Origin of the sequence: Micromonospora sp. NPDC051196, assembly GCF_040682415.1 — a bacterium.
In the GTDB taxonomy this organism is placed as follows: domain Bacteria; phylum Actinomycetota; class Actinomycetes; order Mycobacteriales; family Micromonosporaceae; genus Micromonospora.
In genome coordinates this window covers 52,574-64,178 of record NZ_JBFBAY010000002.1, presented here as the reverse complement: position 1 = coordinate 64,178, position 11,605 = coordinate 52,574, and the positions used below count along the sequence as shown (strand labels likewise).

Below are 11,605 nucleotides of genomic sequence, written 5' to 3'. Positions count from 1 at the left end.
AAGTGCAAGATCGACGGGGTCTAGGGGGAGCGGGTCAGGGCGATCAGGGAGAAGAGGGCGCCGTCGGGGTCACGGAGGGCGGCGATGCGGCCGGCGGGGATGTCGCGGGGCGGAACCAGGATGGTGCCGCCCAGTTCGGCGGCGCGTGCCGCGGTGGCGTCGGTGTCGGCCACCGAGAAGTAGAGGGTCCAGTAGGCGGGGGAGTCGGTGGGGAACTCGTCGCCGAGCGGGGGCATCATGCCGGCCACCATCCGGTCGCCGAGGCGCCAGCCGGTGTAGGCGACCTGCCCCATCGGCTCCTCCTCGGGCTGCCACCCGAAGACCAACTCGTAGAAGACCCGCGCGCCGTCAGGGTCGGGCGTGACCAGTTCGGTCCAGCTCATCGCGCCGGGTACGTCGAAGACCTCGGCGCCGGAGAACGCCATCGGTTCCCAGACACTGAACGCCGCCCCGGCCGGGTCGGTGAAGACCGCCATCCGGCCCCGGTCGAAGACCTCGAACGGCGGTACGACCACCTGCCCGCCCGCTCGCTCCACCCGGCCGGTAACCAGGTCGGCGTCGTCCGTGGAGACGTACGTCGACCAGATCGGCACCTGGTCGGGTACGGCCGGCGGCCCCACACCGGCGACGGCCCGGCCGCCGAGCTGGAAGATCGTGTAGCCGCCCGCCTCGGGCTCGGGGGCCACCTGGCCGGTCCAACCGAACAGCTCCGGGTAGAACCGCCGTGCCCGGTCGAGGCCTGGCGTGGCCAGGTCGGCCCAGCACGGTGTGCCCGACGGGACGCTGGCCACGGTTACCCCTCTCGAACCCTCGCAGTGTGGCCGCCGCCCGACCACCCTCACCGGGCATCGTGGCACCGCCGGAGGACGATCCGGGTCGGAAACCGAGAGAACGTCAGCTGAACCGGCGACCCTCGTCCCGGCGGTAGGCCCAGCCGGCCAGCATGGCCAGCACCACCACCCAGACCCCGAGCATGACCAGCGAGAGCAGGTTGACCGAGTAGTCGCCGACCGCCGCCCACATCAGCTCCACCGCACCCCGGGTGGGCAGGTACGGCGCGATCGCCTCGATGAAACCGGGTGCCTGATCCGGGGCGGAGAGCAGGCCACCGCCGAAGGCGAGCGGGAAGAAGACGAGCTGCGCCACCACGATCGCCGCCTTGCTGGGCAGCGAGTACCCGATGGTCAGCCCCATCAGGGTGAACGGCACGGAGATGACGGTGACGGTGACCAGGGCCAGCAGGAACGACGCCGGGTCGATCCGGGCCTCGGTCAGGGTCGCGGCGATCACCACCACGGGGACCAGCGAGAGGTAGGTGAGGACCAGCCCGGCCATGACCCGGCCGGCGAAACGCGGGGCCGACCCGGCCGGCAACGTCCGGGTGTACGGGTTCCAGGGCTGGTCACGGTCCTCGGCGACACCCACGCCGTACTGGAAGATGTTGGCGCTCATCACCGAGAAGGTGACCATCGCGGCGGTGGCGTAGGTGGCACCGACCGGGTCCTTGCCGGCGAAGGGCACCACGAAGAAGAGCATCGCTGCGGCGGGGAAGAACGCGCTACCGAAGATCGCGACCGGGATGCGGACGGTCTCCAGCAGTTGGTAACGCGCGTGTACCAGGGCGAGTTGCACGTCGAGATCCCCTCAGGCGGCGGCGGGCGCGGCGTCGGTGGCGGTGATGGCCAGGAACGCCTCCTCCAGCGAGGTCGGGCGCACCTCCAGGTCGCGGAACTCGACCCCGCTGGTGACCAGGTCCCGCACCAGTTGGTCGGCGTCGGCGGTGAGCAGGTGGGTACGGCCGTCGACGTGCTCGGTGCGTACCACCCCCGGCAGCGGTGGGAGCGGGTCAGCGGTCAGGCTCACCCGGCGTACGCCGACCACGGCCCGGACCGCGTCCACGGTGTCGTCGGCAAGCACCCGTCCCTGGCCGATCACCACCACCCGACGGGCCAGCGCCTCCACCTCTTCCAGGTAGTGGCTGCTCAGCAGCACCGTGCCGCCGTCGGCGTGGAACGTCCGGATGGCTTCCCACAGGGTGTGGCGGGCCTCCACGTCCAACCCGGTGGTGGGCTCGTCGAGCACCACCAACCGGGGGCGACCGACGAAGGCCAGCGCCACCGCGAGCCGACGCTTCTGCCCACCGGAGAGCCCGCCGCACTGCCGCCGGGTCAGCTCCGCCAGGCCGAACCGGTCGAGCAACTCGCCCCGGGGAACCGGGTCCGGGTAGTGGGCCGAGACGAAGTCGACCACCTCGCCGACCCGCAGCGTGCCGGGCAGCCCGGTCTCCTGCGGGGTGACGCCGATCTGCCGCCGACTCGCCGGGTCACGCGGGTCACCGCCGTTGAGTTCCACCCGGCCGGAGGTGGGCTTACGCAGCCCGACCAGCAGGCTGATCAGCGTGCTCTTGCCGGCACCGTTGGGCCCCAGCAGGCCGACCAGCTCACCCGCCCGTACCTCAAGGTCGACCTGGTCTAGGGCGAGGACGTCGCCGTACCGGCGGCTGACCCGCTCGGCACGGGCGAGGATGTCTCTTTCCACAAGCTTGATCATTCTCGGTTCCCCAGGTGGTGGCAATACCGTCGGTCAGCCCAACGGTGCGGGTAGTGCCGCGCTGTGCAGCACCGACATCCGGGAAACCGCCCGGGTGAGCACCACGTAGAGCCGGTGCAGCCCGCGCGGCTCGGCCGCCACGATGTCAGCCGGTTCGACCACGATGACGTGGTCGTACTCCAGGCCCTTGACGGCGGTGGCGGGCACGACCGTGACGCGCGGGCCGCCGCCCGCATCGGCGGCGGTCGCGGTCTCGATCCCGGCCGCCGCCAGCGCCGTGCCCAACCGGTCCACCGCGTCGTCGGCGGCGATCACCGCGATCGACCCCTCGTGGGCGAGCGCCGCGCCCACCTCGGCCACCGCCGCCCCGAAAAGATCGGTCACGGTACGCACCGTGAGCACCCCGTCGCGGCGCAACGACTCGGCCGGCGGTACGTCCACGGCGAGCGACGGCAGCAACCGGTTGGCGAAGGCGAGCACGTCCGCCGGTACCCGGAAACCGACGGTCAACGGCACCACAGTCGCGTCCGGCTTACCGAGATGACGCAGGGTCACCCGCCAGTCGGTGGCGGCCCAGGGCGCGGTCGCCTGGGCGAGGTCGCCGAGGAGGGTGAGCGAGCCGTGCTCGCTGCGTCGGGCGATCACCCGGCACTGCATCGCAGAGAGGTCCTGCGCCTCGTCCACCACCACGTGCCCGTAGCCGCCCGGCCGCTCGATCAGCCCGGCCGCCTCGTCGATCAGGACGGCGTCGGCGGCGCTCCACCGGGTGGCCTTCGGCGTACGCCCCAGCTTCGTACCGGACCGAGTCAGCAGGGCCTGCTCGGCGGAGGTGAGCAGTCCGTCGGCCGCCGCGGCGAGCCGGGCGGGCTCGGCGAGCAGCGCGTGCACCAGCCCGTCCGGGGTCAGCGCCGGCCAGACCGTGTCCAGGAAAGCAGTGACCGGCTTCGCCCGGCCCATCCGGCGCAGCCACGCCTCGCTCGGCGACTCCGCCCGCCGCGCCTCGGCCTGCCGTTGCAGCAGCCCGACCACCCGGGCGCGAACCCGCTCCCGGCCGAGGGCGTACGGCAGCCGCTCGGCCCGGGTCTCCTGGACCAGCCGGTGCAGCGGCTCCAGCCCGATCCGCCACCGGAACGAGCCGTCGGAGACGACGATCGGCTCGGTCGGCTCACCGACGTACGCGTCGACCGCCCGGCGCAGCACCTCGGCCATCCGGGCGTCGTGCTTGATCACGGCCACGGCCGGCGGGTCCACCGCCCGCACCGCCACCCGGTCGACCAGGTCCTCGACGGTCGCCTGCTCGACCTCCACCTCGCCGAGGGCCGGCAGCACCGCCGCGATGTACGCCAGGAAGGCCCGGTTCGGGCCCACGACCAGCACCTTCGACCGGCGCAGCCGCTCCCGGTGCAGATAGAGCAGGTACGCGGCCCGGTGCAGCCCGACTGCGGTCTTCCCGGTCCCCGGAGCACCCTGCACGCAGATCGACTCGGCCAGGTCGGCGCGGACCAACTCGTCCTGTTCGGGCTGGATGGTGGCGACGATGTCGCGCATCGGTCCCACTCGGGGACGTTCGATCTCGGCGGTGAGGATCCGGCTGGCCGCGCCGAGTTCCTCACCCCGGTCGAGGTGCTCGTCCTCGAAACTGGTCAGCATCCCGCTGTCGAAGCCGAACCGACGCCGTACGGCCAGCCCCTGCGGGTCGCTTGCGCTGGCCCGGTAGAACGACCGGGACACCGGTGCCCGCCAGTCCAGCACCAGCGGCTCGCCCTGCTCGTCGGTGACGTGCCGGCGACCGACGTGGTAGCGCCGTCCGGCATGCTCGGCGGGGTTGTGCTCAGCTTGATGGGTGTGCCCGGTGGGGGCGGCTTGGTCGGCGGGGGCGGCGCCGAAGTCGAGTCGGCCGAAGAACAGCGGCGTTCGTGGGTCGTCGGCCAGTTCGGCCACCCGCCGGGCGAGGTGCCGGCCGAGCTGTTCCGCGGTGTACGAGTCCCCGGCGACCTTGTCGCCGGTGGCGAAGAGCGCCTCGGCGCGTTCCCGCATCCGGCGTAACGCCGTGCGGGAGATGTCCAGGTGTTCGCGTTCGGCCTTGAGATCGGCGTCGAGGTCGGATGCAGGCACGATGCGATTCCTCACGGAGATTCCGGTTGCTCGCTCGCGTGTCCGGGGCGGATGGCCGGCGCCCGGCGCGGGGACGTCCGCTGCGGTGCGTGCTCACCGCGGCCGTCAGGCGAACGGAAATCCTACTCCGGCCAGCAGCGCCGGCAACCGAATTCGCATCATGGTCGGGGATCATGAGGGCATGACGGAGGCCCACCCCGAGCCGCCCCGGGTGACGATCAGCGACCCGCAGACGCTGCGTGCGCTCGCCCACCCGGCCCGGCTCGCGATCATGGAACATCTCGCGACGACCGAGGGCGTGGTGACCGCCACCGAGTGTGCCGAGGTGGCGGGGCTGTCCCCGAGCGCGACCAGCTACCACCTCCGGGCGCTGGCCCGGTTCGGTCTGGTGGAGGCGGCGCCGAGCCGGGGGGATGCCCGGGAACGGTTGTGGCGCAGCACGGTCCACTCCTGGACGATCGACGCCGGTCGGGCTGCCGACCCGTCTACGCGCGAGGCCGAGCAGAGTCTTGTCGAGGCCTTCCTGGCTCGGGAACTGGAGCGCAGCCGCGACTGGTTGCGCCGGGCGCCCGACGAGTCGGAGGAGTGGTATCGAAACTCCATGCTCAGCGAGTCGTTGCTGCTGCTCACGGCCGAGGAGTTGGCCGAGGTGAACCGTGCGGTGGCGGAGGTGCTGCGGCCGTACCGCAAGCGGGGCCGGACCGATCCGCCGCCCGGCGCCCGCCGGGTGGCCATCCAGTACAAGGCGCTGCCGCTGGACTGAGGGGCGTAGATGGGGCTTGCGTACGCCAGATGTGAAGCATTACTTTCGAAGTATGTCTTTCGCATCTGGTAGCTCCCGCTGGCCGGACGTGGGCCTCGCCACCGCCGCGCGGGGCATCGCCACCTGCGGTGACTTCCTCGCCGCCACGACGCTGACGCTGACCCTCCAGTCGACTGGGGCAGGTGGCGCGGCCGTGGCCGGAGTGCTGCTGGCGGCCACCTTGCCGCTGGTGCTGCTCGCCCCGTTGACCGGGCGGCTCGCCGACCGGGTGGACAGCCGGACCCTGCTGATCGGTGCCGGCCTGGCGCAGTCGGTGATCTGCCTCAACCTGGCGTACGCCCGACACCCGCTGCTGGTCATCTGCCTGATCGCACTGCTCGCCACCGGTTTGGCAGTCACCCAGCCGGTGCTCTCCGCCCTGATCCCCGCGATGGTGCGTCCAGCCGACCTGCCCCGGGCGACCGCGCTCAACCAGACCGCCGGCATTCTGGGCATACTCGCCGGTCCGGCGCTGGCCGGCTTCATGGTCGGGTGGTTCGGCAGTCGGGTGCCGCTGCTGGTGGGCGCGGCGAGCTACCTCGCGCTCGTCGTTGCCGGGCTGCTCATCCGCACCCGTCGAGGCGGCGCCCGGCCTTCGACGCCGTCGGCTGCCGGTGCCGCCGGGACGCCGGACGGTGCCATGGTGGACTGGCGACTGCGCCGGGACCCGTTGCTGGTGGCGATGGTGGCCACCCTGGCCGGGGTGATCGCGGCAGTCGGGGCGATCAATGTGATCGAGGTCTTCTACGTACGGGAAACCCTGGGTGCCTCCGCCGCTACCTATGGCCTGGTGACCGGGGCGTGGACCCTCGGCGTGCTCTGCGGTGCCTGGATCTTCGCCCGGCTGGCCCGGCGGTTCGCCGACGACGCCGCTCTGGTCCAGGCCGGTCTGTTCCTGCTGGGCGGCTGCTGCCTCATGGTGCTGGTCTCGGTGACGGTGCCGGTGGCGCTGCTGCTGGTGCCGATCTGGCTGATCGGTGGCGTGTGCAACGGCGGCAACAGCGTGTTCAACAACCTGCTCTTGGCTCGGCGGGTGCCGGAGGCCGTCCGTGGGCGGGCCTTCGCTGCCATGGGCGCGGCGGTGCAGGGCGCGGCGATGGTCGGTTACCTCATCGGCGGACTGTTGCTTGAGGTGAGCGAGCCCCGGCCGCTGATCGTCGGCTGCGGGGTGGCCGGGTTGCTGGTGCTGCTCGGCTTCATCCGGCCGGTCCGGCGTGCGATCCGGGCCGAGCGGTCCCGCGTCGCTGCGATGGCCCCGCCCGCAGGGCCGACGGATGAGGGGCCGACGGGTGAGGGGCCGGCGGGTGCGGGGTTGGCCACTTCGGTGCCGGTCCGCTGAGCAGGTCAGCGGCGGCGGGGATACGGTCGGGGCATGGTCGAGCGCGTCGCCCGCCCCCGGGTCGGGCACATCCAGTTCCTGAACTGTCTACCGATCTACTGGGGCCTGATGCGCTCCGGTGCCCTGCTCGACGTCGACCTGCACAAGGACACGCCGGACCGGCTCAACGCCGCCCTCGTCGCCGGTGACCTGGACATCGGGCCGATCTCCCTGGTCGAGTACCTGCGCCACGCCGACGAACTGCTGCTCCTGCCCGACCTGGCGGTCGGCAGCGACGGCCCGGTGCTGTCGGTCAACCTGGTCAGCACCCGTCCGCTGACCGAGCTCGACGGGGCCCGGGTGGCGCTCGGCTCCACCTCGCGGACCGGCGTCCTGCTCGCGCAACTGCTGCTGCGCGAACGGTACGGCGTGCAGCCCGAATACTTCCGGTGCCCGCCCGATCTGACCCAGATGCTGCTGGAGGCGGACGCGGCGGTGCTGATCGGCGATGTGGCCCTGCGTGCCCTCTACGAGGCACCCGGTCGCGGCCTGACGGTCACCGACCTGGGGCAGGCCTGGCGGGAGTGGACCGGCCTGCCCATGGTCTTCGCTGTCTGGGCGGCCCGCCGCGACTTCGCCGCCGCCCACCCTGGCCTGGTCAAGGAGGTGCATGACGCCTTCCTGCGCTCGCGTGACCTGTGCCTGGCCGAACTCGACCAGGTCGTCGAGTCGGCAGCTCGCTGGGAGCCCTTCGACGCGGCCACCCTGGCCTCCTACTACCAGGCGCTGGACTTCTCACTGGGCGACCGTCAGGTGGCCGGCCTACGCGAGTTCGCCCGCCACGCCGCCGCCCTGAACGAAACCCCCGCTCTCCCCCCAACCGGCCCCACCTTCTTCACCCGCTAACACCCACCCCACCCCTGAACTCCGCGATCTTGCACTTCTGGTCGCCATACTTCGGGCATAAGCGGCATTTTGGCGACCGAAAGTGCAAGATCGCGGAGTTAAGGGGGTGGGGGTGGGGCGGGCGGCACGTGGGGGGTGGTGGTTAGGGGGTGGGGGGTTGGAGGGCTGCGGTGATTTTTTGGCAGTTGGTCATGCCGTACTCGTAGCCCTTGTCGATGGGGTAGCGGAGCATGACGCCCATCGTCCAGGTGTCACCGATCGCCAGGCAGTTGACGTGAACCTCCCGCTCCTGCTGGCGGTCGACCCAACCGTTCTTGATGGCGATCTTCTTGGCCTCGGCGGCCGGGAACGCCTTGCGAATGCCGAAGTCACCGGCGCCGCGTACCAGTCGCATCTCATCGAGCAGCCACTTGGTCCACTCAGGGCCGGCGGCCCGGCCGTCGGCGATGCAGTTGCCCAGCCGGGCCACGTCCCGGGGCGAGAGTTCGGTGCGACTCCACCCACGGTCGCTGGAGACCTTGCTGTCGGTCAGGTCGCAGGTGGACAACAGCCGCTTGATCGAGGCGGATTCGCCGATCTGGGTGTAGAGCTCCTGGGTGCGTTCGTTGTCGCTGTCCCTGATGATTTTCGTCAGGTCGGCCAGCTTCGCGTCGCTCGGGGTCTGCCCGGCGTCGGCGGTGCGGCGCAGGTAGTCGGCGACGATCCAGGATTTGATCAGGGACGCCGTGGTGCTGGTCTCGTCCATGTTGTCCGAGCCGATGATCTCGCCTGATCGGCGGTCCAGCACGCTCCAGGCGTACCAGCCGTCGATGTCCAGGTCGAGGTCTTTCGCCTCGAACGGTAGTGGCTCAGGCTCCGGCGACGGGCTGGGAGAGGCCGGCGTCGGCCTGGTGCTGCGGTCGGTCAGATTGCTGCCACGGCCCCCCGAGGAGCCTGTTCCCCACTGGGCGGCGGCGGTGGATTCGAGGGGCGAGCCGGGTATCAGGCGTAGGGACACCAGGAGCAGCCCGATCAGGACGGAGGCGATGGCGGCGAGGCGTAATCGCGATGTCTCACGGCTGCGGCGGCGGTTGCGGGCGGCCATCAGAGCTTGCCGATCGGCTTCTGGGGCACCTTGAGGGCACCGCCTGGCTGGGCGGTGACCAGCTGCGCCGTCACGCTCGCGCAGACGTCGGAGCCGTAGTCGAGCCCTTGATTCTGTGGGTAGCGAAGCATGATCGCGAGACTCCACTTCTCGGTTACCGCGAGGCAGTTGACGTGCCAGTTGCCGTCATAACTGAGCGGTGTCCAGCCGTTCTTGATGCTCACCGGGCCCTGGCTGAGGATCGATTCGGGCAGGCCGTCGATGATCCCCCATCGGCCGCCGCCCGATCGGGCCTGCTGATCCTTGGCGGCGGTGCTGCCGCGTACCTTGCTCATCTCGGCGAGCAGCCACTCGGTCCACTTGGGGCCGGCGGCCGTGCCGTCGGCGATGCAGTCGCCGAGCCGGACGGCGTCCCGGGGCGACATCCGGGTGAAGCTCCACCAGCCCTCGTAGCCGGGGACGTTGCCCCGCTTGGTGTCGGTCAGGCCGCAGATGCTGATCGCTCGTTTGACCACCGGCCCGGGCTGCCCACCGGCCGGCACCGCGTACGAGCCGCCGGCAGCCCGGTACACGGCGTTGGTCGCGTCGTCGTCGCTGTCCCGGATGGCCCGGCTGGCGGCCTTCTTCAGCGCCGCCGTCGGCTCCTTGTCACCGAGTTGTCGCAGGTAGTCGGCGACGATCCAGGCCTTGAGCATCGACTCGGTGGAACTGGTCGCGCCGAGGTTCTTCGAGCCGGAGATCTTGCCCGATTCACGATCCATCAGTGCCCAGGAGAAGAACTCACCTTTGAAGTTCACCGAGACCTTGGCCGGCGCGAGGGTCGGTGGCGGCGGGGGTTCCGGGGTGGGCGCGGCGACGCTGGCCAGGGCATCGTCGCCCGTCCCGGCGGAAAGCCGGGCGTACGCGGCTGGTACCAACATGACGCCGCCGAGCAGCGCCGCCGTGACGGCGAGCACCATGGTCACGCGAGATCGCATGAGCGGGTGAAACTCCAGATGTCAGGCCGGGGGACCGGCTTGTTGCCAGGACTGATCGTCGTGGACCGCCTCCGGGCCGGGGGGGATGTTGGCCCTGTTCTGGTTGGCGATCGCCGCTAGCCGATCGGTGTGACGTGCGAAGTCTACTTCCGGATCGTAGTGATGCCAGGTTTTGACACTGAGCAACTCGCCGTGAAGGCCGGATAACCAACCGTTGTGTGGTGGTTGCGAGGATTTATCCATTAATTATGAGCCAAATCACGTTCTCTGAGTATCACCATTCGTGTTCGCCTCGTAACGAGCGGCTGTTTCGTATTTCTGTGACACCCTCTGGTTTCCTAAGCCGACAGCTGTAACACTTAGTGCATGTATGGCAATGACTTCTCGGGCGAGGACGCGCCCGGCGGCCTGCTCGGCGAGGTCGAGGCGGCGGAGGCGGCGCTGCGCGTCGCCGCGGAGCGAGACCGGGGTGCCCCTGGTCAGGATGTCGACCTGGCCGCCTACTTCGCGGAGGTCATCGACGCCGACCAGAAGATCGAACCCCGCGACTGGATGCCTGAGGCGTACCGGCGGACGCTGATCCGCCAGATCGCCCAGCACGCGCACTCCGAGATCATCGGGATGCAGCCCGAGGGGAACTGGATCAGCCGCGCCCCGTCGCTCAAGCGCAAGGCGATCCTGCTGGCCAAGGTGCAGGACGAGGCCGGCCACGGCCTGTACCTCTACGCTGCGGCGGAGACCCTCGGGATCAGCCGGGACGAACTGGTCGAACTGCTGCTCGACGGTCGGCAGAAGTACAGCTCGATCTTCAACTACCCCACCCTCACCTGGGCCGACGTCGGTGCCATCGGTTGGCTGGTGGACGGTGCGGCGATCGTCAACCAGGTCCCGCTCTGCCGCTGCTCCTACGGCCCGTACGCCCGAGCGATGATCCGGGTCTGCAAGGAGGAGTCGTTCCACCAGCGGCAGGGTTACGAGATCCTGCACACCCTGGCGCACGGCACCCCGGCACAGAAGGCGATGGCCCAGGACTCGCTGGACCGGTGGTGGTACCCGTCGTTGGCCATGTTCGGCCCGCCGGACGGCGACTCCACCCACTCCACCCAGTCGATGGCCTGGAAGATCAAGCGCTTCTCCAACGACGAGTTGCGGCAGCGCTTCGTGGACATGTGCGTCGGCCAGGCCGAGGTGCTCGGGCTGACCATCCCCGACCCCGATCTGCGCTGGAACGACGAGCGTCAGGCGTACGACTTCACCCAGCCCGACTACGCCGAGCTGATGCGGGTCATCTCCGGTGACGGGCCGTGCAACCGGCAGCGGATGGAGCACCGTCGTCGCGCCCATGCCGAGGGCGCCTGGGTACGCGAGGCCGCCGCGGCGTACGCGGCCAAGCAGGCAAGCAAGGAGAAGGTCGCGGCATGAACCAGCAAAGCCCCCTCTGGGAGGTCTTCGTCCGGGCTCGGCGCGGGCTGGCGCACACCCACGTAGGCAGTCTGCACGCGCCCGACGCCGAGCTGGCCCTGCGTAACGCCCGCGATCTCTACACCCGCCGTCAGGAGGGGGTGTCGATCTGGGTGGTGCCGGCGAGCGCGATCACCGCGTCCAGCCCCGACGAGAAGGACGCCTTCTTCGACCCCGCCGCCGACAAGGTGTACCGCCACCCCACCTTCTACGAGGTGCCAGAAGGGGTGGCCCACCTGTGAGCGCGAGGAGTGAGCCGGGTTTGCGAGCCCCGCAGTCGCGAACGGAGACGAGCCCTGTGAGCGCGAGGAGTGAGCCGGGTTTGCGAGCCCCGCAGTCGCGAACGGAGACGAGCCCTGTGAGCGCGAGGAGTGAGCCGGGTTTGCGAGCCC

Annotated in this window: 11 protein-coding genes; 5 read left to right on the top strand and 6 right to left on the bottom strand. The window is 70.5% G+C overall.

The features are described 5' to 3' along the window. Nucleotides 1-20: 20 nt before the first annotated feature. The 4 genes from AB0M35_RS06040 to AB0M35_RS06025 all read right to left on the bottom strand — a co-directional run bounded on the left by AB0M35_RS06040 (nucleotide 21) and on the right by AB0M35_RS06025 (nucleotide 4,665). On the bottom strand, nucleotides 21-791 hold the full coding sequence (locus AB0M35_RS06040; protein ID WP_363742125.1) for a VOC family protein: 771 nt from the start codon (nucleotides 789-791) through the stop codon (nucleotides 21-23). A gap of 103 nt (nucleotides 792-894) precedes the next feature. Beyond that, nucleotides 895-1,632, bottom strand: coding sequence for an ABC transporter permease (locus AB0M35_RS06035; protein ID WP_363742122.1), 738 nt, complete (start codon nucleotides 1,630-1,632; stop codon nucleotides 895-897). Nucleotides 1,633-1,644: 12 nt separating this feature from the next. Continuing rightward, nucleotides 1,645-2,550: an ABC transporter ATP-binding protein gene (locus tag AB0M35_RS06030; RefSeq protein WP_363742119.1), complete on the bottom strand. Its 906-nt coding sequence runs from the start codon at nucleotides 2,548-2,550 to the stop codon at nucleotides 1,645-1,647. A 33-nt stretch (nucleotides 2,551-2,583) separates the two neighbouring features. Then, on the bottom strand, nucleotides 2,584-4,665 hold the full coding sequence (locus AB0M35_RS06025; RefSeq protein ID WP_363742116.1) for an AAA family ATPase: 2,082 nt from the start codon (nucleotides 4,663-4,665) through the stop codon (nucleotides 2,584-2,586). Nucleotides 4,666-4,846: 181 nt separating this feature from the next. Here AB0M35_RS06025 and AB0M35_RS06020 point away from each other — a divergent pair, with 181 nt between their 5' ends. The 3 genes from AB0M35_RS06020 to AB0M35_RS06010 are packed head-to-tail and all read left to right on the top strand — an operon-like array spanning nucleotide 4,847 to nucleotide 7,691. Beyond that, nucleotides 4,847-5,428, top strand: a complete 582-nt coding sequence (locus tag AB0M35_RS06020) for a helix-turn-helix domain-containing protein (RefSeq protein WP_363742114.1) — start codon at nucleotides 4,847-4,849, stop codon at nucleotides 5,426-5,428. Between the two features lie 52 nt (nucleotides 5,429-5,480). Beyond that, nucleotides 5,481-6,806 (top strand): MFS transporter, encoded by a 1,326-nt coding sequence (locus AB0M35_RS06015; protein ID WP_363742112.1) that lies wholly within the window; start codon nucleotides 5,481-5,483, stop codon nucleotides 6,804-6,806. A 33-nt stretch (nucleotides 6,807-6,839) separates the two neighbouring features. Next, on the top strand, nucleotides 6,840-7,691 hold the full coding sequence (locus AB0M35_RS06010; RefSeq protein WP_363742110.1) for a menaquinone biosynthesis protein: 852 nt from the start codon (nucleotides 6,840-6,842) through the stop codon (nucleotides 7,689-7,691). Between the two features lie 142 nt (nucleotides 7,692-7,833). Here the strand turns inward: AB0M35_RS06010 and AB0M35_RS06005 are convergent, their stop codons facing one another. After that, on the bottom strand, nucleotides 7,834-8,775 hold the full coding sequence (locus AB0M35_RS06005; protein WP_363742108.1) for a serine hydrolase: 942 nt from the start codon (nucleotides 8,773-8,775) through the stop codon (nucleotides 7,834-7,836). Beyond that, nucleotides 8,775-9,752 (bottom strand): hypothetical protein, encoded by a 978-nt coding sequence (locus AB0M35_RS06000; protein ID WP_363742106.1) that lies wholly within the window; start codon nucleotides 9,750-9,752, stop codon nucleotides 8,775-8,777. Before AB0M35_RS06000 ends, AB0M35_RS06005 begins: the two co-directional genes overlap by 1 nt. 366 nt (nucleotides 9,753-10,118) lie before the next feature. Here AB0M35_RS06000 and paaA point away from each other — a divergent pair, with 366 nt between their 5' ends. Continuing rightward, on the top strand, nucleotides 10,119-11,174 hold the full coding sequence (gene paaA / locus AB0M35_RS05995) for a 1,2-phenylacetyl-CoA epoxidase subunit PaaA (RefSeq protein WP_363742104.1): 1,056 nt from the start codon (nucleotides 10,119-10,121) through the stop codon (nucleotides 11,172-11,174). Then, nucleotides 11,171-11,455, top strand: a complete 285-nt coding sequence (gene paaB / locus AB0M35_RS05990; protein WP_363742103.1) for a 1,2-phenylacetyl-CoA epoxidase subunit PaaB — start codon at nucleotides 11,171-11,173, stop codon at nucleotides 11,453-11,455. The genes paaA and paaB overlap by 4 nt, the downstream gene beginning before the upstream one ends. Nucleotides 11,456-11,605 lie beyond the last annotated feature (150 nt).

What these genes read in the sequence shown, in the direction of transcription:
- AB0M35_RS06030 (WP_363742119.1), bottom strand. Translation starts at nt 2,550, where the DNA reads ATGATCAAGCTTGTGGAAAGAGACATCCTCGCCCGTGCCGAGCGGGTC.
- AB0M35_RS06005 (WP_363742108.1), bottom strand. Translation starts at nt 8,775, where the DNA reads ATGGCCGCCCGCAACCGCCGCCGCAGCCGTGAGACATCGCGATTACGC.
- paaB (WP_363742103.1), top strand. Translation starts at nt 11,171, where the DNA reads ATGAACCAGCAAAGCCCCCTCTGGGAGGTCTTCGTCCGGGCTCGGCGC.
- AB0M35_RS06010 (WP_363742110.1), top strand. Translation starts at nt 6,840, where the DNA reads ATGGTCGAGCGCGTCGCCCGCCCCCGGGTCGGGCACATCCAGTTCCTG.
- AB0M35_RS06000 (WP_363742106.1), bottom strand. Translation starts at nt 9,752, where the DNA reads ATGCGATCTCGCGTGACCATGGTGCTCGCCGTCACGGCGGCGCTGCTC.
- paaA (WP_363742104.1), top strand. Translation starts at nt 10,119, where the DNA reads ATGTATGGCAATGACTTCTCGGGCGAGGACGCGCCCGGCGGCCTGCTC.
- AB0M35_RS06020 (WP_363742114.1), top strand. Translation starts at nt 4,847, where the DNA reads ATGACGGAGGCCCACCCCGAGCCGCCCCGGGTGACGATCAGCGACCCG.
- AB0M35_RS06015 (WP_363742112.1), top strand. Translation starts at nt 5,481, where the DNA reads ATGTCTTTCGCATCTGGTAGCTCCCGCTGGCCGGACGTGGGCCTCGCC.